Genomic DNA, 20,279 nt, shown 5'->3' with positions numbered 1-20,279 from the left:
CCGCCGCCGCCGACATCGTCAGCGGGCCGCCCGCGCCGAGGCCGGCGCCCCTGTCAGGAGGCGTGCTGCAGCGCGCTCTCCCACGTGCCCTCGCACACGCGGGTGTGCGCGGTGCTGTCATCTCCCCGGCGCCCGGGGCAGGTGACGCTCACGCGGAACGGGGCGCGGCCCACGTCGGCGCGCACCAGCGCCTCGCGGCCGACGCGCTCGAGCACGCGGGCGGTGATGACCTCGACATTGTCGTGGTCGGGACAGCGGTACACAGCAGGAACGAGCGTGAGCGTACTCATCGACAACCCCAGAGATCGATCGTGCGGGATCCCACATCCCGCGTCGAGGCCCCCGCCTCAATGAACCAGAGATACCAGAGCGGATGCCACGGGGGCAAGCATCCGCGACGCACGGCGCCGCACCCGCCCGTGTCGGCGACGCCCCGTAGCGTGCCGGTATGACCGGATTCGACGCGACCTTCCTCTCCGAGACCACGCCGTTGCCGGGCTTCACCGGCGCCGCCGACGACGACACGCGCCGCATCGACGGCACCCCCTGGCTCGACTACGCCCACTTCTCGCTGGCCCTCAGCCGGGAGCGGCGGATGGCCCGGGTGGTGGCGTGGAACATCGACGGCCCGACGATCGTCTCGGGCGACACGATCTCGCGCGCGGGCATCCCGTTCCGCCTCGATCCGCGGGTGCCGGCCGACGGGCAGTGGGGCGACGAGCTCTACGCCCGCAACGACCTCGACCGCGGGCACGTCGCCCGTCGCGCCGATCTGCTGTGGGGCGAGGCGGCCGCGCAGGCCAACCGCGACTCGTTCTTCTTCACCAACATCACCCCGCAGATGAACGACTTCAATCAGGCGTCACGCGGCGGGCTGTGGGGCAGGCTCGAAGACGATCTGCTGGCTCTGGCGACGCTCGACCGTCAGCGCATCAGCGTGTTCGGCGGTCCGCTGTTCACCGACGCCGACCCCGCCTACCGGGGCGCCGCGATCCCGACCGCGTTCTGGAAGATGTTCGTCTACAGCCTGTCGGGGCGCCCGCGCGCCCAGGCCTTTTTGCTGCGCCAGTCGCTCGACGACCTCGGCCCCGGGGCCTTCCCCGACGAGCGCTGGCGCACCTACCGCTACCCGTTGGCGCGGCTGACCGCGGCGACGGGGGTCGACTTCTCGGCCTATGCGGGCTGGGAGGCGCCGACGGATGCCGGTGCCGTCGGCATCCCGCCGCTGCTGCGGCCCTTGCAGAGCGTGCGCTGGTGACCGGCTGTCCGGGTCAGGCCGGGGCGGAGAAGTCGGGGCTCGGGGCGAGCGGCTCTTCGGGGGTGGGAGCCAGCGGCTCTTCGGGGTGGGCGGGCATCGGCTCGCCGGGTGTCGACGGCACGGCAGGGCCCGGCGGGGTCTCGTCGGGGACGGCCGGGTCGGGCCCGGGCGGGATCTCGCCGGGCGGGGTCTGAGCCGGGGGCGTCGGGGCGCCGGGCGCGGGAGAGGGGGCGCCGGGGAACGGATCGGTCATGGCGTGCTCCGAGGGTCGTGGGGACGATGGAACGACAGTCCACCACGCGGTCCCCGCGTTCCGCAGTGCCTTGCGCGCCCCGCGACGATGTGATCCAGGGACGGGCAGCCCGCGCCGGACACCCGGCAACAGACCCACCCAGGAAACGAAAAAATCCCCGGCGATGCCGAGGATTTGATCTGTAGCAGGAGCGGGGCTTGAACCCGCGACCTCACGATTATGAGTCGTGCGCTCTCACCAACTGAGCTACCCTGCCGCGAGACACCGAATGGTGCTTGCGAGCCCCGAGTCAGGATTGAACTGACGACCCCTTCCTTACCATGGAAGTGCTCTGCCACTGAGCTATCGGGGCGTGCTGCCCGCATGCGGGCAACTAGAAGAGGATACCAGGTTCCCGGCCCCTCTCCGAACCGGCGCCTACCTCGAGGTGTGCTCCTCGAGCCAGGCCATCGGGTCGGTGTTCGCGGTGCCGCCGAGCAGCACCTCGAGGTGCAGGTGCGGTCCGGTGGCCTTGCCGGTCTGGCCGACCTTGCCGAGCACCTGTCCCGCCGTGACGGTGTCGCCCTGCTTCACGTCGAGCGAGCCGCGCAGCATGTGCGCGTAGCGGCTCGAGACCATCTGCCCATCGATGACGTGGTCGATGATCACGGTCACGCCGTAGTCGCCGCCGGCCTCGGTGGCCAGACGCACGGTGCCCGCGGCGATCGCGTGCACCTCGGCACCCAGGCCGGGAGTCAGGTCGACGCCGCGGTGGGGCGAGGAGAACTTCGACAGGTAGCTCTGCGAGCCGTACGCGGCCGAGATCGGCACGCCGACGGGGAACGGCCACTGCACCTCGGCGGTGGGGTCGTTGACCCACGTGCCGGCGAAGATCGTCACGCCCGAGTCGGCGGCGACATCGGCCATCGAGGCGACGTCGTAGGTGTCGGAGCGCTCGATGGTCACGTCGGTGCCCGGCGCCGAGACGAAGGCCTGGATGTCCTTGGTCTGCTTGGTCGTCGACGCGGTCGCGGTGGTGGCGGCCAGCGAGATGTCGGAGGTCGCGTCGGACGACACCGCGGCGGCGATCGCGGGCGACGTGGTGCCGATCGCGAGCAGTCCGACGATGGCCATCGCACCGATCGAGAACGAGCCGGCGGCGATGCGCGCGGTCAGGTCGCGGCGGCTGATGCGGCGGCGCGATGCGGCCGGCGCGGGTGCGGCGGCGGGGCGGGGCTCGGCGAAGACGGCTTCGCTGGCCCGCGAGGCGGGGGTCTGCACCGGCGTCTGACCGGTGAAGGAGAAGAGGCGGGCGACGCGCTCGAACTCGTCGTCGTGGCCAGAGGAGGCCGAAGGCGCGGCGGCGAACGTGGCCGGGATGCCGACGGCACCGGCATCCGCAGTGGCGACACCCTCACCCGTCACCGAGACGACCGGCGCCGCGGTGCGACGGTCGCGGCGGCGGGCCGCGGCGGGCGGGCCGGCGATAACGGTGGCCTCGGCGATGATGGCCGCCTCGGCGAGGATGGCCTCGGCGATGGATGCCTGGTGCGACGGCTCGATCGCCTCTTCGGCGGCCTGCTCGTCGACGAACTCGATCACGGTCGGCTGCGGGGCTGCGGCCGGAGCGGATGCGACGACCTCGGTCTCGGCTGCACCGGCCGCGGCGGAAGCCTGCAGCAGGCGCCACTGCGCACGCGTCATCCCGGGCGCGCCCGTCGCCGCGGCAGGCGCGGCGGGACGGCTGGAGCGTCGCGTGAGCGCGACGTCGGCCGGGGATGCTTCGTGGGACAAGCGGTGGAGCTCTCGGGTCGGGCGCGCAGGAGTGCGGTCGCACTGCACAGCGCTGTTACTTCGGGGGGCTGTTACTTCGGGGGGATGATCGTCATCCGCCGTTCGGGCGGCGAAAGTAACGATCGGGTAAACACATTACCCGGATCGACCTGAAAGTGTCATCAACGCGGCCGATATACCGTCTCGGCGATCCGATCGTGGAGTTCGGCGCCCGCGGCGATGGTCATGTCGCGGCCCGGACGGCCGCCGGGGAGGCCGCTGACGACGCCGCCGGCTTCGGTGACCAGCAGCGCTCCGGCCGCGTGATCCCAGGGGTTGAGCCCCCGCTCGAAGTAGCCGTCGAGGCGCCCGGCGGCGACGAAGGCGAGATCGAGCGATGCCGCGCCGGCGCGGCGGATGTCGCGGGCCAGCGGCATCACCTCGGCCAGGCGCGCCAGGTCGCCGGCGTGGGTGGCGGGGTCGTAGCCGAACCCGGTCGCCAGCAGCGCACCGGCATCCCCGCTCTGCGACACGGCCAGGCGGCGACCGGCGAGCCAGGCGCCGCCGCCGCGCAGGGCGAGGAAGGTCTCGACGACGGCGGGGTTGTGCACGACGCCGACGAGCGCCTCCCACGTCTCGGGCGTGGGTTCGCCGGTGACCGCGGCGATCGAGACGGCGTACTGCGGGATGCCGTAGGCGTAGTTGACGGTGCCGTCGATCGGGTCGACGACCCAGGTGATGCCGCTCGTGCCGGTCTCGGCGCCCGACTCCTCCCCCAGGAACCCGTCGCCGGGGCGCGCCTGCGCCAGTCGCGCCCGCACGAGGTCTTCGACCTCGCGATCGGCCTCGGTGACGATGTCGGCCAGCGCCGTCTTGGTCGCCGCGATCGCCACCCCCTCGGTGCGTCGCCGGCGGGCCAGCGCACCCGCCTCTTCGGCGATCTCGACGGCGAGCGCGAGCAGCTCGTCGGGTGCGGGAAGGTCTGCGTTCACGGCATCCACCATGTCGACCACGCTACGCGGTTACGGTGAACCCATGAGAGACGCCTGGGATGCCGTCATCGTCGGCGGCGGCCACAACGCCCTGGTCGCCGCCGCCTATCTCGCCCGCGCGGGCCGTTCGGTGGTGGTGCTCGAACGCTCCGACCATCTCGGCGGCGCGGCGGTGTCGGAACGCCCCTGGGCGGGGGTGGACGCGCGCCTCTCGCGCTACTCCTACCTGGTGAGCCTGCTCCCCCGCACGATCATCGACGATCTGGATCTGCGCATCGATCTGCGCCGGCGCCGCTACTCGTCGTACACGCCCGACCCGGCCGACCCCTCACGCGGCATCCTGGTCGACAACGGGGATGCCGCGGCGACGGTGGCGAGTTTCGCGCGCACCGTCGGCGACGCCCGCGAGGCCGAGCGCTTCGCGGCCCTCTCCGACCGGCTGCTGCCGATGGCGGCGGCACTGTTCCCCACGGTCACCGCGCCGCTGCGGCGCGCGCGCGACGTGTCGGGCCTGTTCGGAGGCGACCTGTGGGAGGAGCTCACCCAGCGGCCGCTCGGCGACCTGGTGCGCCGGTCGCTGCACTCCGACCTCGCCCGCGGCATCGCCCTCACCGACGGGCTCATCGGCACCTTCGCCACCGCCGACGACCCGTCGCTGCGGCAGAACCTCTGCTTCCTCTACCACGTGATCGGCGGCGGCACCGGCGACTGGGACGTGCCCGTGGGCGGCATGGGGCAGGTGAGCGGCGCGCTCGAACGCGCGGCCCGCGCCGCGGGCGCCACCCTGCGCACCGATGCCGAGGTCACCGCCATCTCACCCGACGGCGAGGTCACGCTCGCCGGCGGCGAGGTCGTCGCCGGTCGGCTGGTGCTGTGCGGGGCGGCCCCCGCAGTGCTGGCCGATCTGCTGCGTGCGGGCGGCGCCGACGTCGCCGCGGCACCGGCTCCCGAGGGTGCGCAGGTGAAGGTGAACATGCTGCTGCGGCGGCTGCCGCGGCTGCGCGACCCGCATGTGGCGCCCGAGGCCGCCTTCGCCGGCACGTTCCACATCAACGAGACCCTCACCCAGCTCGACGCCGCGCACGCCGCGGCCGTCGCCGGCGCCGTGCCCGACCCGCTGCCCGCCGAGATCTACTGCCACTCGCTCACCGACCCGTCGATTCTCGGGCCGCAGCTGCAGCAGTCGGGCGCCCACACCCTCACCCTCTTCGGCCTGCAGGTGCCCCATCGGCTCGTCGCGCACGCGGATGCCGACGCGGCACGCGCCGCGCTGCTGACGGCCGCCCAGCGGTCGCTCGACAGTGTGCTGGCCGAGCCGATCGCCGACTGCATCTATGAGGACCCGGACGGCAGCCCGTGCATCGAGGCGCGCACGACGGCCGACCTCGAGTCGAGTCTGGCGATGCGCGGCGGCGACATCTTCCACGGCGGCCTGGACTGGCCGTGGGCCGACGACGACGAGCCGCTCGACACCCCGGCGCGGCGCTGGGGCGTGTCGACCGCGTTCGACCGGGTGCTGCTGTGTGGATCGGGCGCGCGGCGGGGCGGCGCCGTCAGCGGCATCGGCGGTCACAACGCCGCCGCGGCGGCACTCGAGCTGCTGGGCTGACGCGGGCGGTCAGCGCGCGTCACGCGGTCAGCGCGGCGCTGGCGGTCAGCGCGGCAGCGGAGGCGGCGGCGGGAAGCTCTCGTAGCCGGGAGCCTGGCCCGGTGCCGGGTGCCCGGGAGCGGGCGCCGGAGCGGGCTGCTGCGGTGCCGGTGCGGACGCCTGCGGGGCGGCCGCGTGCGGTGCCGGCGGGGGCAGCTGCGGTGCCGGTGCGGGCGCCGCGCTGCTCGGGGCGAGGAAGCCATGCGGGTAGGTCGGCTGGCCCGTGTAGTAGGCGTTCCAGTCGGGGGTGCCGTCGGGCAGCACCGGCAGGGGCGTGCGCCCGTCGGCATAGGTCGGCCAGGCGGCCGGGGCGGCGTAGCCGAGCGCCGGAGCGCCGTAGGGCGCCGGCTCGGGCCGCGCCGGTCGGGGCCGCTTCGGCGCGGACAGCGCGTTCACGAGCGGCAGCAGTGCGGTGCCGACGGCGGCGAGGATGGCGAGGGCCACGACCACGCGCCAGTAGAAGGAGAGGAAGCGCACGTGCTCTTCGAGGGTGAGCGGCAGCACGAGCATGAAGGCGAGGATGGCGACGAGCCCGATCGTCACGTACGCCACGATCGTGGTGAACGTGGTGCGGTGCCGCTCATAGGCCTTCACGAACAGGCGCGCGTGCAGCAGCGCCGCCTGCAGGATGAGCACCACCAGCAAGAAGCGGGCGAACCGCTCGATGCCCTGGCCGTAGCTGGATCCTGCGAACGGCATCCAGATGAACACGGCCGCCAGCAGCAGGGTCAGCACCCAGACGACCATGCTCGCCAGCGCGAACCACGCGGGCCGGCGTGAGGCCAGGTGCGATTCGGCCACCGCGATGCCGGCGAAGCCCGCCAGCAGCAGCACGGTGAGGAACGCGCGGCCGACGATGCCGTTCTCATCGCCGACGAGCACCCAGATGACGCAGACCAGCGCCGCGGCGATCAGGGCGCCGATGGCGATCCAGACCGACGCGCGCAGCACGCGACTCGAGGCGGGTGAGGTGATCGGCTCGCTCATGGTCGCTCCTCCGTCGGACGCGAAAAGCCCCCGGTCCGGGGGCTTTCACGTGGTGGCGAGTGAGGGATTCGAACCCCCGAATGCAGTGCAGTCTGATTTACAGTCAGATCCCTTTGGCCGCTTGGGTAACTCGCCAAGTGCGCACCCGCCCAGCTTGTACAGTCGACCGGAGGCGCGATCCACAATGCTACCCGGTCAGAACCGTTGGCAGAAATCAGGGTTCCCAGACGCGTTCGACGAAGGCTTCGATGCGGTGTCGGGTGCCGTCGATGCGCCGGTCGACGCTGGCCCGGTACTCGTTGGGAGCCAGCGGCGCGGCCAGGCGCACGTTCTCGTGGCACGACAGATCGGCGCACACGATCGTGCCCACGCTGTCGCCCCGCTCCCCCGCGTCGCCGGCCTTGCGCGCGGTGAACATCGTCACCTGATCGCCGGGCTGCATCGTGTGACACAGGTTGCACATCGCCGCGCGCGCATGCGACGAGCTGTCAGAGGCGCGCAGCACGATGCCGGTGGCTGTGCCGCCGACCTCTGCTACGACATATCCGCGCCCCTTCGTGCGCGGGTCGCGCCAGGCGTAGAAGTCGAGGTGATCCCAGTCGACGAAGAGAAAGTCAGCCGGCAGCGCCAGCCGCTGTCGCTCCTCGGCCGACGCGTTGACCAGCGTCTCGCGCAGCTGGTGCTCGGTGAGTGCCCGCATCCCGCCAGTCTAGAAAGACCGAACGGATGCCGGGGCCGAACGCCCCGCGGCTAGAATCGCGGGCATGGCTGACAGCTCTTTCGACATCGTCTCCAAGATCGACCGCCAGGAGGCCGACAACGCCCTCAACCAGGCCCGCAAGGAGGTCGAGCAGCGCTACGACTTCAAGGGCACCGACGCGTCGATCGCGTGGAGCGGCGAGCAGATCCTCATCAAGGCGAACTCCGAGGAGCGCGCGAAGGCGGTGCTGGACGTGTTCCAGACGAAGCTCATCAAGCGCGGCATCTCGCTCAAGTCGCTCGAGACCGACGAGCCGGTCGCGGGCGGCAAGGAGTACCGCATCACCTCCTCGCTCAAGGAGGGCATCTCGCAGGAGAGCGCGAAGAAGATCGGCAAGATCATCCGCGACGAGGGCCCCAAGTCGGTGAAGTCGCAGATTCAGGGCGACGAGCTGCGGGTCAGCTCGAAGTCGCGCGACGACCTGCAGGAAGTGCAGCGTCTGCTGAAGGCTGCCGACCTCGACGTCGACCTGCAGTTCACGAACTACCGCTGAGGCACCTGCGGGGCCGGGGCGGCTTCCGCGCGCATCGCTTTGGTCGACGCAAGAGCGCGACAGGACGCGTGCTAACCGCTGACAGCGGGTACGGCGGCGTGCGCGGGTACGACGCGAACTGAGAGACTCGAGACGACCTGCCCGGCCACCTCAGAAGGAACACATGCGCAAGCTTGTCTACTTTGTCGCGACGACTCTGGACGGATTCATCGCAGCGCCCGACCGTGGGGACCCGAGCGGCCAGGAGTACTTTCCGATCACTCCCGATCTCGTCGCCTATATCGCCGAGAACTACGCCGAAACGCTGCCGGCGCCAGCCAGAGACGCGCTCGGCATCGTGGGCCCGCCCCTGACCTTCGACACTGTTGTGGAAGGCCGAAAGTCCTACGAGATCGGTCTGGCCGCGGGCATCACCAACGCCTATCCGCACCTTCGACACATCGTGTTCTCACGCACCGTGACCGATAGCCCAGACCCGGCGGTCGAGATCGTGTCCTCCGACCCCACCGCCTACGTGCGTGAGCTGAAATCGCAACCGGGCAGCGATATCTGGCTCGTCGGGGGCGGAGCCATCGCCGCGGCGCTGCTGCCCGAGATCGATCGACTCATCCTCAAACAGAATCCCTCTGTCATCGGCTCCGGCGTGCCCCTCTTCGACGGCCCGTTCGTTCCGACACTCTTCCAACCCGTGGACGAGATCCTGCTTGACGGCGGCGTTCGCGTTCTCACGTTCGATCGCCGAGCGCATCGAGCGGGCGCCTGAGGTAGACGCCCGAGCACCCACCGTCAGGTGACGCGCCCGGAGCAATCTGTGGTGCTCCCGAGGCTGAAGTCGGATGGGATCAGCCCGTCGGCGCGTTCGATCACGATGGCCGCGGCGGCTTGTAGCTGCGGCGCACGTGCCAATCAGCCCATCGCAGCACGGAAAAGGCCGAGGGAGATCAGCAGGCCGGCCAAGACACCCACACTTGCCAGCATTGGCACCCATGTGAGTGCTTTTCCGGTTCGCCAGGCGTAGACCACAGCGACCGCTGTGCACAGGAACATGACCAGCGAGACGAAGAAGTACGTCAGGCCAGCACGCTCGGCACCGGCCCAGTCGCAGTTCGGATCGCAAGCGTTGCCTGCAAAGATCGTGCTCCAGCCGTACACCGCCGTGGTCACAACAAACACGAACACCTGCACGACCGCGACGACGACAACCGCCCCCGCTGCGCTCCTATCAGCTTTGGCGGTCATCCGCTCAAGTTATCGGTCAGACCGGATTGAGAGCAGTAAATCGCTGACGTCGGCTCGCGAACGTTGGCGGTCCTTTCGGCGCGCCGATCCTTCCGGTGAGTGCCGATACGGTGACATCATGATCGACGCAGCGTTCCCGGCCGCACGGTTCTCCCGACTCGTCAAAGCACTGCGCCAGCAACCCCTCAAGCAGAGTGCTCGAACAGGACACGAGCTGATCGTTCTTCGCATCGGAGGGCCAGTCGCTGCCGCTGGCTTAGTGGTCATGCTCACCGGGTGCGCCGGAGGAAATTCAGTCACACCACTACCGACAAAGACAGTCACCGCGGAAGTGACGCCCGATTCCACACCGACCGGGACCCAGAGCCCCATTCCGCCCATGGTCGACCGGGGTGTTGCGGCGATCCCCGCCTGCGATGAAATGCTCACCGTTGAGCAGGTCCGCGCTCAGACCAGCCCGCAGGTGGAACCGATGTTCGACCTGACCGCTGACCGCAACCGGGACTGGCTACCCGGCCCGCTCGCGAACGAGACGTACCGCGGCGCGACCGACACGATCAACTGCGGGTGGGGCATCCCCGGATCGGACGGGCTCATGTTCGTAGACGTCGCTGTCGTACCAGCAGAGTCGCTCGAGGAGCTGACCTCCGCGCTCAACCAGTCCGCCGAGTACACCGCGACACCGCAGGGCGACGTCTCTGTGTTCGCTCGTTACGTCGAAGACGGGATCGGCACGGCCATCGCGTATGCCATCAAAGACGACCTATGGGTGATCGCTGACGGCACCATGATGAGCATCGAAAGCGCCGCTACGCTCGCCGTTGAGGCAGCCCAAATGATCCTCGAGGACGCCCACTAGCAGACCGGCTTCAGGGCGCAAGGCGCCCGAATAGTCCGCCGCCAGCGGTCAGCTCTTCTCTCGCGGGTCGCGCAAGCTGCCCATGGCCTCGATGAGCGTGGAGTGGATGTAGTCGAGTTCGGGTGTGGCGAAGTCCTCCCACGAGCCGCTGGCATCGGAGGGATCTGCGGCACTCCACTCGCCGGTGTGGTCAGACGCGTCGGAGGTGTCGGATGCCGCATCCCATTCCTGCGCTGCGGCGGTGTGCTGATACACCCACCACAGGTGACCGAACGGGTCGGCGAAACGCGCGAACACGTCACCCCAGAATTCGGTCGGCTCTGTGACGATTCGTGCACCGTGCTCGACCGCCCGCTCGAGAGTCGCTCGCGCGTCTACGACGTAAACCCGCGTGAACGCGGGGGTGTAGGGCCAGGTCGGCTTGCGGTCGGCGATGGTGAGGAGCGAGTCGCCGATGTGGATCTCGGAGTGGAGGACGAGTCCGTCGGTATCACCCGTACGGGCGTCGGTGTTCTCGACGGCATCGAAGACGGCGCCGACGAACGCGATGAGGCCGGGCGCGTCATCCGTCATGATGAACGAGTTCACGGTGTTCGAGCCGGCTGGGGCCGGCGGAATGGGATGAGACGGCAACGTGGACATGGGTACTCCTTCGCGTATCTGCTCAATGCTCGCCGACAATCCGGACAGCATCAGTCCTCAAAGCCCACAATCTGCAAACCCTGCGCCGGCCGCAACGGCAACCAACGATCTGGACGAGAGTCACTCAGCTCACGCCGCCCGACAGTGCACGTTTCCGGACCGCAGATCTCGGCTGCCCGCGGAGGGACCGTCGAGCGACCTAGTGCCCTCCTAAGCCTTCGAGGCACCCACCGTCCATGATGGGGCCGCCGACGTCAACGCTGACGCCGTTCGGTCCCACCACCCCAAAGAGACACGCGGTGGACTCCTGGCTGGGAGAACTGACGGTCACTCCGAAGCCTACGTTTCCCCGATCCCCGAGAGTCGCGATCGATTGGGCGGGGAACCCTTCGTCGAGGAAGACCTGTCGGACTGACTCCGCGGTGACTGTGCCAGAGGCTCGCAGGTCAGTCAGGCCCCGCGTGACCGATTCGACGTGCGAATCTCCCGCTGCGTGGGCGTCAGCCGAGATCGCGACACGCTCACGCCAGCGCTGGTTGTCGGCCATGTTCTGCTCGGGGTCGTAAACGACACAACCCTCAGGCGGCGGCTCCCCATGGGGATCCTCGGCGACCGCGCATTCCGGCTGTCGAGGGGAAGGGACCGCACCGGGCGCAGACAGAAGAGAGGCGCAACCAGGCAAGGCGATCATGGCGAACACCGTCAACGCGATGAAAGCGGTGGGCGCTCCCCGATGTTCTCTCGACATCGCATGGCTCCTCTCGGTGATACGAGCGTGCCAGAACAGGACCGGCGTGCATGCGACCTCAGCGAGCGCTTACTCTTCTCATCGCGGCGGGCGAGCTGTACGTTCGGCTCATGCGACGGCTCTCTTTCGCCCTTGGCGTAGCGCTGCTATTAGGCGGGATGCTCGTCGTCTCCGTCGGTGCGCTGGTTCAGTCAGAAAGTCGCGCCGTTGCGCTGGGCTGGCTCCTGACCGTGCCGCTCGGGGCGTCGGTGTGCGGGTGCGCATTCTTGATCGCGAGCCTTGTCGGTGCTGACAAGTCGGACTCTCGCCTCGCGCGCTATCGCCCATCGGTTCTGGTCGGGCTCATCGGGCTGGCTCTCGGGCTAGCGTTTCCCGCAGCGGGGATCATTTCGCAGATCCCCGATTCCACAGCGGGATTGAACGGCGAGTTTGTTCCAGGGCCCGCGCCAGCGATCGGATCGATCGCCTTTGCCGCAATCGGGCTCGCTGTTGGCCTAGGGGTCGGCACCATTGGATCGGCGCTCTTACAGTTCATGAATCGCCGAGGCTCGGCGCTCGAGCCGCTCACACATCGCTGAGAGTCGGCATTGCGGAACTCGACTCGAGCCTCCGTTCACCCAAGCGTCACGCGCGATAGAGGCTCGTCATGCGGACTTCGCAGGCAACCATCTTGCCTGCTCGAGAGTCACGGGGGACGATGTCCCCATGGGCACGCTTGCGGAGCAGACGACGTCAGTTCTCGATGCGGCTCCGCGCACCGCGCGCATCTCCTGGAGGCCGCTAGTTGTCACTGCCGCTCTGGTGGTTCTTCTCTTCGGAGCGAGTGGCTTTCTCTTCGGAACCGTTCAAGGCGATATCCCATGGCCGGCGACCCAGGCGGAGGAGACGGTGTACCGCACCGCGAGCGGGCTTGAATGGGGAGGATTCGCGGTCGCGTTCATGGGAGCCACCGCCGTCGCGATCTGGCCGCCCCGTCGGGCGGGCGGGGCGCGCTGGCTCTGGGCTCTGGTCGCGCTCGTCGGATCGGCCATCTTGGGAGGCGTTGTGTTCGTGAGCGCGTTCGGGTTCGCTCAGGCGAATTACCTCTTTGCATTCACGTCCTGAGCCGCGAAGTCGCGCGCAGCGAGCCGGCGTGCGACCGGCGAGAGGATGCAGATCGAGGCCGCGCGCTGACCGACCCCATCAGACAGTCTCCGCGGCGCCCCGCTAGGGCTCGAGGTAGCCGGCCAAGTTTGCCAAGGATGACGTGAGACCCTCGGCGTGGTCTCGAGCTCGGATTCCGGAGGGGATGTTCCGCGCTTCAAACTCCACCGTGGTTCCCTCGCGGTCGGCGCGCAGCCTCCACTCCATTGTCATCGTCCCTTGGAACGCAGGATCGTCAGATTCGAAATCAACCTCCTGCACAATGCGGGAGCCCTCCACGATCCGACTGATCCGAACGTCGGAGACATCAGCATCAGCGGTCGTCTTTCCCGGCGCTTCCGACGCATCGTCGTACACGAGCGCGAGGCGGTAGGAGCCACCCTCCCGCATGTCGAACCGCTCGAACCGCGCGTGCATGCCCTTCGGCGGCAACCACTGCAGCAGGGCAGCCGAATCGGTCCACGCCCGAAACACCAGCTCAGGAGCCACGTGCACCAACACACTTGCTCGGTCTACCCGCCCCATTCCTCGATGCTAATCACGGGCTGATCCTCGCCTCAAGACCAGCCCTGCGACCGGAACCCCGTCGCCGGTCCGATTCGCTCTGCAGCGGATCAGCGGGAACACGAGAGTGCGCGCCCAGGCAAGGCCCGGGCGCGCACTCCCGTTGACCGTCAGTTCAGGGTGAACGACACAGCGGCGGTGTTGCCAGCCACGTCGTGCACCACGAGGGTGTTCTCCCCTTCCACCGCACCGAACGTCGACGGAGCGATGAAGTTGACGTCCGACCACACGTTGTCGGTGAGGTCCTTCACCTTCCCGTTCAGCTCGACCCTGTCGATCTTATGTGCGTCGTAGAGCTTGAACGAGATCACGTCGTAGGTTTCCCCGGTGGCGACCGTGTAGCCGCCCGGCCCGTCCGCCTTGACGGTCGCACGCGGCGGTGTGGTGTCGATCACAAACGCGAACGACCCCGTCTGCGAGACGTTTCCCGACGTGTCGTGCGCGTTGTAGCGCACGGTGTACGCGCCCTCCGGGAGCGCGACGGACGCCTTGTGCGTGAACGCCGTTGCTCCGCCCGCGGTCGACTGCGTCGACTTCACCAGCTTCCCAGTGGCGTTGTCGTAGACATTGGCGATCACCTTGGCGAGCCCGACGGCGTCGGTCGCCTCGACGACAACATCCAGCGCCTGCATGGCATCCGAGGTCGCGGGAGCCGCCAACTTCACCTCCGGCCGCGCGTTGTCCTGTTCGACGACCGCCGGGATCTCGAGGACGCCGTCCTCCGACTTCGCCCCGAACGAGTCCCGCGCACTGAACCGGATCGTGGCAGCCTCGGTCCCGGGCACGTCGAACGGACCGGTGTAGGGAATGAACCGTCCACCGTTGATCACGTAGCCGAAGTTCGCGATCGTCGCCGTGCCGAACGGCCGCGCCTCCAGGGTGACCGTGCGCCCGGAGACCGATCCCGTCACGGTGGGAGCCTCGTGCACTGGCGGCTCATCGCACGAGAGAGGTTGCGCGACGTTCGGCGAGCCGCGGAACCAGTGGAACGCCGCGGGAATCTCCGCGATGCTCTCCGAGCTGCGTGCCGCGCCGAGCCCAACGGTCGTCGGCGCGAGCTGTGCCGTGGGGATCGGCTGACCGAGCTTCAGGAACCGCTGCCCATCGAGCGAGAGCGCGGCGGTGATGTATTCGCCCTGGTTCGTCACCCGCAGCCAGACGCGGTCGCCGGTCGTGTCGCCCGGGAAGTACGCGTCTTCCCACACCCATGTGTCGAACCGATCGGTGCCGTTGCGCTTCCAGGTGAAGTCGAACCGCAACTGGAAGTTCTCGCCCCCACGCCGCGCATACCCGAACGTCGCTCGTGCGTTGTTGCGGTCGTCGCGGTGAAGAAGGATCCCGGCCTGCTGATGCAGCTGAGTCGGGTCGAACTCCAGTTCGGTCGTGTACTCCCACGCACGGTCGGTCGGCAGGTTCTGCCGCACGCTCGGAGCGAGCCCGAAGTTCGCCGTGGTGGCGACCGCCGTGTCGAGCACCAGCGAGCCGTTCTCGAGCCGCGCGTCGGCCTGGTCGCCGTTCACGACCGTCCACTGCTCGCCGAGTTCCGTCGAATCGAACTCGTCCGAGCCCTCCGCCTGACACTCCTCATACATCGGGTCGGCCGGGCGGCGGTTCAACGGATCACGCGTGCCCTCGGGATCGAGCACTGCCTGGAAGATCGTCGTGTGCCCGCGCACGCCCGCTTCGTAGAACATCCGCGTCTCGCCCTCGTACTCGATGATGCGAGGCGACGACGAGCGTCCTGCCTCTGGGGGGATGACATCGGGCACGTACAGGACCTCGGTCTCTCCGTACGACCGAAGGTCCTCGTCGACGCGTTTGGCGAAGATCGTTCCCACGCTGCCGTGGAAGAGCACGTAGTTCTGGCCTTCGTACTGCCAGAAGCCGGAAGGCGCGATGTTCGGACCCGTCTGCGCATTCGGCTCGGCGACCCACCCGCTCTGGGGCTCCCACGTGAGGCCATCGTGGGAGACGGCAAGCCCGACGCGACGGGTGTTGTCCCGGTCGTTCACCATGAAGTACTGGGCCCATGCGTAGCCAAAGACCGCTGAGTCGGGGTTGTCGATCTCGGGGTTCTCGAAGACGCGATGGTAGGAGGTCTCCGTGGAGTTCTGGCCGAAAGTGTCGGTCGTCATGAAGACGTCTCCGTACTCGAACGTGACGCCGTCGTCGCTCGTCGCGTACCGGGCAGTGTCGTTCTCGCCGTGGAAGTACATCACGATCTTGTCGAGCTCATCGTTGTAGACGACGTCCGCCGCTGCCACGTGCGACACGTCGTAATGCGGCTCCCAGGTTCTGGTCACGATCGGATTGTTCTCATAGAACGTCCACGGCCCGTCGAGCGAGTCGGCGTACATCATGTTGATGCCGCCGGGGGCGTCGTGCGGTCCGAAGTAGAAGTACCACTCGCCCAGCGGATCCGCCAGGTGCTCGCCGGCGTGGAAGATCGTCGGGAAGATGAACTCCTGGGTGGGGTTCCAGGTTTCCGTCGTCATCGGGTCGAGGATGGGTCCGGTCGAGGTGAAGATCGGAAGCTCTCCGCCCTCGTCGAGTGCGGGTGAGGAGGTGTCTGCAAGGACGATCCCGCCCGCGGACAACGCAGTGGCAGCAACCATCGCGACCCATTGAGGGCGCAGTCTCATGTTGGCTCCTTTGCTCTGGGCACCCGCAACGGCGCGGGCACCTGTACTCAAAAGCTAGGCACCGCATCCGTGCCCGTCTAGTCTTTTTCGCATAATTTTCGTGATTCATGGCGAAACTTGAAGGAATTATTCGAGGGAATTGCTAGGATCCCAGAAGCGAGGTCGCTCGATGCGGCGAACCTCGCAGGAAGAGGAGCAGCATGGAAGCGAAGACGCTCACGTCGGATCTGATCGTCATCGGCGGGGGCCTCGGCGGCGTTGCGGCCGCCCAGGCGGCGCTCGAAGCCGGCAGATCGGTCATCCTCACAGAGGAGAATCTCTGGCTCGGCGGTCAGCTCACCAGCCAGCTCGTCCCCACCGACGAGCACCTCTTCATAGAGACCACCGGCGCGAACAGCTCCTACCGCAGCTTCCGCGAAGCGCTGCGTCAGTACTACCGCGACCACTTTCCCCTCACCGAAGATGCGCGCCGCGACCCGCTTCTCAACCCCGGTGCGGCGTGGGTGAGCCCGATCAGCGTCGATCCGCGCGTGGCGGTGAGCGTCATCTCGAACATGCTGATGGCATACGAAAGCGCGGATCGACTGACAGTCCTCACTCGAACGAGAGCCATCGCGGTCGGCACCGAGGGCGACCGGGTCACCGAGGTGACCGTGCGGGGAGAGGACGGTCAGGTCACGCAGCTGCGCGCTCCGTTCGTCATCGATGCCACCGAGCTCGGCGACCTACTGGCCCTCGGCGGCGTCGAGTACGTCTCGGGGCGCGAGTCGAGAGAGATGACGGGCGAGCCACACGCTGCGGAGACCGCAGACCCGACCGATATGCAGGGCGCGACATGGTGTTTCGCGATCGACTACCGGGAGGGCGAAGATCACACGATCGAGCGCCCGGCGGAGTACGAGAAGTTCCGAGACTGGGAGCCGGAGCAACTCGACCACGAGCGACTCCTCAGCCTCGGCGACACGATCGAGCCGGGCCAGAAGCCCGACCGCCTGTGGCGCCTGGAGCTGAACCCCGACGACGCCTATCCTTTCCCGGACGTGGATCTGGATCACCGGAACATGGGCAACTCGCCCGACCTCTGGACCTATCGCCGCATCGCGGCGCGCCATCAGTTCGCCCCCGGCTTCTACACCAGCGACATCACCATCGTGAACTGGCCGATGAACGACTACGTCGGCGGCGCGCTGTTCGACGTCCCCGACGCCGCGCACCACTGGGAGCAGGCGAAAGAGCTCGCCAAGTCGCTGCTCTACTGGCTGCAGACGGATGTGCCGCGCCCTGACGGGGGCAAGGGCTACCCCGGCATCCGACTGCGGGCCGACATCGCCGGCACGGCCGACGGCTTCGCTCAGTACCCCTACATCCGCGAATCGCGCCGCATCGTCGCGAAGCAGACGATCGTGGAGCAAGAGGTCGCTCTGAGCGTGCGCGGCGACCAGCCGGCACCGGTCTACCCCGACAGCGTCGGAGTCGGCCACTACTTCTGGATCGACCGACACCCGTCTACCGTGAGCGGACGACACCAGAGCGATCTCCCCCAGCCCTTCGAGATCCCGCTCGGCGCCCTGATCCCCCAGCGCGTGCGCAATCTTCTGCCCGCCTGCAAGAACATCGGCACGACCCAGATCACGAATGGCTGCTATCGACTACATCCTGTCGAGTGGTCGATCGGCGAGGCCGCCGGCGCGCTCGCCGCGTTTTGCATTGATCGGGGTATCGACAGCCACGAGCTGTACGCCGACGCGGATCTCGTCGACGCCTACCAGCAGACGCTTGTCGACCGCGGCGTGCAACTGCACTGGCCCGAGGGCACGCGCTGGGGCTGGGAGCGGTGATCAGGCGGACGCTTCACGACGCTTGGACGCTGGAAGCTCTCGACGGTCGCGTGCCCACGAAGATCGGCGGTCGACTGATCCCGGCGATCGTGCCGGGCGTAGTCCATACCGATCTGATGCGAGCGGGCCTCATCGACGACCCGCTCGCCGGCGCGAACGAAGCCGAACTGCACTGGGTCGGCGAGGCGACGTGGCGCTATCGCACGAGCTTCGCCTGGGATGACACCGGCCACGAGCGACACGATCTCGTCTTCGACGGGCTCGACACGATCGCCACCATCGTCCTCAACGACGTCGAGATCGGGTCGACCCGCAACCAGCATCGCGTGCACCGGTTCGACGTCAGAGGCGCGCTGCGCCGCGGACAGAACGAGCTCGTCGTCGACTTCGCCTCGGCGCCGGCCTACCTTCGCGAAGCGGCGGCACGTCTCGGAGAGCTGCCCAAGATCTACCCGCATCCGTTCGCCTTCCTTCGAAAGGCCGCCTGCAACTTCGGCTGGGACTGGGGACCGGACGTCATCACAGCGGGCATCTGGCGGCCCGTGCGTCTGGAGTCGTGGTCGGGAGCACGGATCGCCGCGGTGCGACCGACAGCGGATGCGAGCGGTCACGTGCGCATCGACGTCGACCTCGAGCATGCCGGGGTCCCCGGCCCCGTCTCGATACACGCGGAAGTCGCCGGGGTCGCCGTCGAGGTCGCTGCCGAGCAGCGAGCGCACCTGCAGCTGCAGGTCGCTGCCCCGCGCCTGTGGTGGCCGCGGGGGTCGGGCGATGCGCATCTCTACGAGCTGACCGTCCGCGCCGGAGACGACCGCTGGTCGGGCAACCTGGGCTTTCGGACAATCGAGATCGACAGCGCGCCGGATGCGGACGGCCACCCGTTCACGGTCGTCGTGAACGGGGCCCGCATCCCGCTGCTCGGCGCGAACTGGATTCCAGACGACGTCTTCCCCAGCCGACTCGACACGACACGCCTGGAGCGCTCGCTGCACGACGCGACGGAATCGAACATGAACACCCTGCGTGTGTGGGGCGGCGGCGTATACGAGTCCGACGACTTCTACGATCTCTGCGATCGTCTGGGCCTGCTGGTCTGGCAGGACTTCCTGTTCGCGTGTGCCGCGTATCCCGAAGACGAACCGCTATGGTCCGAGGTGCGCGCCGAGGCCGTCGACGCGGTCAACCGACTTGCACACCATCCTTCCCTCATGCTCTGGAACGGTTCGAACGAGAACATCTGGGGTATGACCGAGTGGGGATGGAACGCCACCATCGGCGATCGCACGTGGGGCGAGCGGTACTACCGTGAACTGCTGCCTGCCGTTGTCGCCGAGCTCGACCCTGCGCGCGCATACGTTCCCAGCAGCCCGTTCTCGTGGGCATCCGACGACCAGAACGCACCCGAAGACGGACTCAGCCATCTCTGGGACGTATGGAACGCTCTGGACTACCGTCACTACACCGACACGATGCCGCGGTTCGTCTCGGAGTTCGGCATTCAGGGCGCAGCGGCCGAGCGAACGCTGCTCGACGCGCTCGATGAGCGCCCGCTCGACCCTTCAGCGGGCCAACTGGCCGCGCATCAGAAGGCGATCGACGGGCTCGCGAAGATGGAGCGATCATTCGCGCCGCACCTTCCGCCCCCGGCAGACGTCTCGGACTGGATCTTCACCACGCAGCTGAACCAGGCGCACGGATTGCGGCACGCCGTCCGTGGATTCAGGAGCCAGCCGATCAGCTGCGGCGGCATCCTCATCTGGCAGCTCAACGACTGCTGGCCCGCGGTCTCATGGTCGCTGGTCGACAGCGCCGGCAGGCGCAAGCCCGCCTGGTACGCCGTTCGCGCCGACTTCGAGCCCGTCACCGTCATCCTCGGGGATCGCGAGCTCACCTTCGTGAACGATACGGCGATCGACGCAGAGTCGACGGTCACGGTCACGCGGTTCACGCTCGATGGCATGGTGGTCGCGACCGCCCCGATCGCGCTGCATGCGCCGGCGCGATCGCGGCAACGCCGACCGTTGCCCGAGATCTTCCACGCGACAGGTGACGCCGTCGGCATCGTCGTGCTCGACAGCCCGTTCGGGCGCCAGTATCGGCTCGATCGCGAACCGCGAGAGAGCCCGTTGACTTCCCCTCGGCTGGCCGTCTCGGCGGCATCGCAGTCGGGCCAGCTGCTCGTGACCGTGCGCTCTGATACCGTCTGCGTCGATCTGACGCTTCGCGCCGACATGCTCGGTCCCGACGCAGTGGTCGACACCGCGCTCGTGACGCTGCTCCCCAGCGACACGCACACGTTCGTCGTGCGGGGGGCAGGGCCGACGAGCATCGAAGCCATTGAGGCAGCCCTCATCAGCGCGAACGACCTCGTCACCCGGTCGGTCGCCCATGAGACGGTTGCGGCGTCGGCGGCCACCGCGCCGTGAGGCACGAAGAAGCGGGCGCGCCACCCCGGCCCCCC

General features: G+C 68.3%; 19 protein-coding genes and 3 tRNA genes. 9 read left to right on the top strand and 13 right to left on the bottom strand.

Translation table 11 applies throughout. The features are described 5' to 3' along the window. Nucleotides 1-53 precede the first annotated feature (53 nt). Nucleotides 54-290 (bottom strand): hypothetical protein, encoded by a 237-nt coding sequence (locus N3K63_RS11075; RefSeq protein ID WP_261580237.1) that lies wholly within the window; start codon nt 288-290, stop codon nt 54-56. A 158-nt stretch (nt 291-448) separates the two neighbouring features. Between N3K63_RS11075 and N3K63_RS11070 the strand changes: the two genes are divergently transcribed. Beyond that, nucleotides 449-1,258 (top strand): DNA/RNA non-specific endonuclease, encoded by an 810-nt coding sequence (locus N3K63_RS11070; RefSeq protein WP_261580236.1) that lies wholly within the window; start codon nt 449-451, stop codon nt 1,256-1,258. A 13-nt stretch (nt 1,259-1,271) separates the two neighbouring features. Here the strand turns inward: N3K63_RS11070 and N3K63_RS11065 are convergent, their stop codons facing one another. The 5 genes from N3K63_RS11065 to N3K63_RS11045 form a co-directional block, all read right to left on the bottom strand. Then, nucleotides 1,272-1,511 carry a hypothetical protein gene (locus tag N3K63_RS11065; protein WP_261580235.1) on the bottom strand — a complete coding sequence of 80 codons (240 nt, stop codon included), beginning with the start codon at nt 1,509-1,511 and terminating at the stop codon, nt 1,272-1,274. Nucleotides 1,512-1,693: 182 nt separating this feature from the next. Further along, a tRNA-Met gene (locus N3K63_RS11060) sits at nt 1,694-1,767 on the bottom strand. 24 nt (nt 1,768-1,791) lie between these two features. Next, a tRNA-Thr gene (locus tag N3K63_RS11055) sits at nt 1,792-1,863 on the bottom strand. Between the two features lie 65 nt (nt 1,864-1,928). Then, complete coding sequence (locus N3K63_RS11050) at nt 1,929-3,194, bottom strand: M23 family metallopeptidase (protein WP_261580234.1); 1,266 nt, start codon at nt 3,192-3,194, stop codon at nt 1,929-1,931. A gap of 251 nt (nt 3,195-3,445) precedes the next feature. After that, nucleotides 3,446-4,267 (bottom strand): inositol monophosphatase family protein, encoded by an 822-nt coding sequence (locus tag N3K63_RS11045; RefSeq protein ID WP_261580233.1) that lies wholly within the window; start codon nt 4,265-4,267, stop codon nt 3,446-3,448. Between the two features lie 31 nt (nt 4,268-4,298). Here N3K63_RS11045 and N3K63_RS11040 point away from each other — a divergent pair, with 31 nt between their 5' ends. Then, nucleotides 4,299-5,864 (top strand): phytoene desaturase family protein, encoded by a 1,566-nt coding sequence (locus tag N3K63_RS11040; RefSeq protein WP_261580232.1) that lies wholly within the window; start codon nt 4,299-4,301, stop codon nt 5,862-5,864. Nucleotides 5,865-5,909: 45 nt separating this feature from the next. On the opposite strand, the gene N3K63_RS11035 is transcribed toward N3K63_RS11040, so the two are convergent. The 3 genes from N3K63_RS11035 to N3K63_RS11025 form a co-directional block, all read right to left on the bottom strand. Next, nucleotides 5,910-6,890 (bottom strand): hypothetical protein, encoded by a 981-nt coding sequence (locus N3K63_RS11035; RefSeq protein WP_261580231.1) that lies wholly within the window; start codon nt 6,888-6,890, stop codon nt 5,910-5,912. Between the two features lie 50 nt (nt 6,891-6,940). Continuing rightward, nucleotides 6,941-7,025: transfer RNA gene (locus N3K63_RS11030), tRNA-Tyr, on the bottom strand. A gap of 79 nt (nt 7,026-7,104) precedes the next feature. Continuing rightward, on the bottom strand, nt 7,105-7,590 hold the full coding sequence (locus N3K63_RS11025) for an FBP domain-containing protein (protein ID WP_261580230.1): 486 nt from the start codon (nt 7,588-7,590) through the stop codon (nt 7,105-7,107). A gap of 64 nt (nt 7,591-7,654) precedes the next feature. Between N3K63_RS11025 and N3K63_RS11020 the strand changes: the two genes are divergently transcribed. Both N3K63_RS11020 and N3K63_RS11015 read left to right on the top strand, forming a co-directional pair. Beyond that, on the top strand, nt 7,655-8,143 hold the full coding sequence (locus tag N3K63_RS11020; RefSeq protein WP_261580229.1) for a YajQ family cyclic di-GMP-binding protein: 489 nt from the start codon (nt 7,655-7,657) through the stop codon (nt 8,141-8,143). Between the two features lie 163 nt (nt 8,144-8,306). Further along, complete coding sequence (locus tag N3K63_RS11015) at nt 8,307-8,906, top strand: dihydrofolate reductase family protein (RefSeq protein WP_261580228.1); 600 nt, start codon at nt 8,307-8,309, stop codon at nt 8,904-8,906. A 143-nt stretch (nt 8,907-9,049) separates the two neighbouring features. On the opposite strand, the gene N3K63_RS11010 is transcribed toward N3K63_RS11015, so the two are convergent. Further along, a complete protein-coding gene (locus N3K63_RS11010) occupies nt 9,050-9,382 on the bottom strand; it encodes a hypothetical protein (RefSeq protein ID WP_261580227.1) in 333 nt (110 codons plus the stop codon). A gap of 118 nt (nt 9,383-9,500) precedes the next feature. Between N3K63_RS11010 and N3K63_RS11005 the strand changes: the two genes are divergently transcribed. Beyond that, nucleotides 9,501-10,241: a hypothetical protein gene (locus N3K63_RS11005; protein WP_261580226.1), complete on the top strand. Its 741-nt coding sequence runs from the start codon at nt 9,501-9,503 to the stop codon at nt 10,239-10,241. Nucleotides 10,242-10,289: 48 nt separating this feature from the next. Here the strand turns inward: N3K63_RS11005 and N3K63_RS11000 are convergent, their stop codons facing one another. Beyond that, nucleotides 10,290-10,814 carry a VOC family protein gene (locus tag N3K63_RS11000; RefSeq protein WP_261580225.1) on the bottom strand — a complete coding sequence of 175 codons (525 nt, stop codon included), beginning with the start codon at nt 10,812-10,814 and terminating at the stop codon, nt 10,290-10,292. Nucleotides 10,815-11,789: 975 nt separating this feature from the next. Here N3K63_RS11000 and N3K63_RS10995 point away from each other — a divergent pair. Together N3K63_RS10995 and N3K63_RS10990 are read left to right on the top strand one after the other, a co-directional pair. Next, nucleotides 11,790-12,209 (top strand): hypothetical protein, encoded by a 420-nt coding sequence (locus N3K63_RS10995; RefSeq protein ID WP_261580224.1) that lies wholly within the window; start codon nt 11,790-11,792, stop codon nt 12,207-12,209. Nucleotides 12,210-12,336: 127 nt separating this feature from the next. After that, on the top strand, nt 12,337-12,735 hold the full coding sequence (locus tag N3K63_RS10990) for a hypothetical protein (RefSeq protein WP_261580223.1): 399 nt from the start codon (nt 12,337-12,339) through the stop codon (nt 12,733-12,735). A 102-nt stretch (nt 12,736-12,837) separates the two neighbouring features. On the opposite strand, the gene N3K63_RS10985 is transcribed toward N3K63_RS10990, so the two are convergent. Continuing rightward, entirely contained in the window at nt 12,838-13,263 is a 426-nt protein-coding gene (locus N3K63_RS10985) for an SRPBCC domain-containing protein (protein ID WP_261580222.1), read from the bottom strand. 185 nt (nt 13,264-13,448) lie between these two features. Then, entirely contained in the window at nt 13,449-15,953 is a 2,505-nt protein-coding gene (locus N3K63_RS10980; RefSeq protein ID WP_261580220.1) for a beta-xylosidase family glycoside hydrolase, read from the bottom strand. A gap of 227 nt (nt 15,954-16,180) precedes the next feature. On the opposite strand from N3K63_RS10980, the gene N3K63_RS10975 reads away from it, so the two are divergent. Both N3K63_RS10975 and N3K63_RS10970 read left to right on the top strand, forming a co-directional pair. Beyond that, nucleotides 16,181-17,818 carry an FAD-dependent oxidoreductase gene (locus tag N3K63_RS10975; RefSeq protein WP_261580219.1) on the top strand — a complete coding sequence of 546 codons (1,638 nt, stop codon included), beginning with the start codon at nt 16,181-16,183 and terminating at the stop codon, nt 17,816-17,818. Nucleotides 17,819-17,868: 50 nt separating this feature from the next. Beyond that, nucleotides 17,869-20,244, top strand: a complete 2,376-nt coding sequence (locus tag N3K63_RS10970; protein ID WP_261580218.1) for a glycoside hydrolase family 2 protein — start codon at nt 17,869-17,871, stop codon at nt 20,242-20,244. Nucleotides 20,245-20,279 lie beyond the last annotated feature (35 nt).

Origin of the sequence: Microbacterium festucae (assembly GCF_025421715.1) — a bacterium.
In the GTDB taxonomy this organism is placed as follows: domain Bacteria; phylum Actinomycetota; class Actinomycetes; order Actinomycetales; family Microbacteriaceae; genus Microbacterium; species Microbacterium festucae.
This window is presented reverse-complemented; position numbering and strand designations above follow the sequence as displayed.

Excerpts from the sequence above, each read along its gene's own strand:
- N3K63_RS11025 (WP_261580230.1), bottom strand. The coding sequence starts at position 7,590 with ATGCGGGCACTCACCGAGCACCAGCTGCGCGAGACGCTGGTCAACGCG.
- N3K63_RS10990 (WP_261580223.1), top strand. The coding sequence starts at position 12,337 with ATGGGCACGCTTGCGGAGCAGACGACGTCAGTTCTCGATGCGGCTCCG.
- N3K63_RS11035 (WP_261580231.1), bottom strand. The coding sequence starts at position 6,890 with ATGAGCGAGCCGATCACCTCACCCGCCTCGAGTCGCGTGCTGCGCGCG.
- N3K63_RS10995 (WP_261580224.1), top strand. The coding sequence starts at position 11,790 with ATGCTCGTCGTCTCCGTCGGTGCGCTGGTTCAGTCAGAAAGTCGCGCC.
- N3K63_RS11010 (WP_261580227.1), bottom strand. The coding sequence starts at position 9,382 with ATGACCGCCAAAGCTGATAGGAGCGCAGCGGGGGCGGTTGTCGTCGTC.
- N3K63_RS11050 (WP_261580234.1), bottom strand. The coding sequence starts at position 3,194 with ATGACGCGTGCGCAGTGGCGCCTGCTGCAGGCTTCCGCCGCGGCCGGT.
- N3K63_RS11075 (WP_261580237.1), bottom strand. The coding sequence starts at position 290 with ATGAGTACGCTCACGCTCGTTCCTGCTGTGTACCGCTGTCCCGACCAC.
- N3K63_RS11065 (WP_261580235.1), bottom strand. The coding sequence starts at position 1,511 with ATGACCGATCCGTTCCCCGGCGCCCCCTCTCCCGCGCCCGGCGCCCCG.
- N3K63_RS10975 (WP_261580219.1), top strand. The coding sequence starts at position 16,181 with ATGGAAGCGAAGACGCTCACGTCGGATCTGATCGTCATCGGCGGGGGC.
- N3K63_RS10980 (WP_261580220.1), bottom strand. The coding sequence starts at position 15,953 with ATGGTTGCTGCCACTGCGTTGTCCGCGGGCGGGATCGTCCTTGCAGAC.
- N3K63_RS11045 (WP_261580233.1), bottom strand. The coding sequence starts at position 4,267 with ATGGTGGATGCCGTGAACGCAGACCTTCCCGCACCCGACGAGCTGCTC.
- N3K63_RS11000 (WP_261580225.1), bottom strand. The coding sequence starts at position 10,814 with ATGACGGATGACGCGCCCGGCCTCATCGCGTTCGTCGGCGCCGTCTTC.
- N3K63_RS11070 (WP_261580236.1), top strand. The coding sequence starts at position 449 with ATGACCGGATTCGACGCGACCTTCCTCTCCGAGACCACGCCGTTGCCG.
- N3K63_RS11005 (WP_261580226.1), top strand. The coding sequence starts at position 9,501 with ATGATCGACGCAGCGTTCCCGGCCGCACGGTTCTCCCGACTCGTCAAA.
- N3K63_RS11020 (WP_261580229.1), top strand. The coding sequence starts at position 7,655 with ATGGCTGACAGCTCTTTCGACATCGTCTCCAAGATCGACCGCCAGGAG.
- N3K63_RS11040 (WP_261580232.1), top strand. The coding sequence starts at position 4,299 with ATGAGAGACGCCTGGGATGCCGTCATCGTCGGCGGCGGCCACAACGCC.
- N3K63_RS11015 (WP_261580228.1), top strand. The coding sequence starts at position 8,307 with ATGCGCAAGCTTGTCTACTTTGTCGCGACGACTCTGGACGGATTCATC.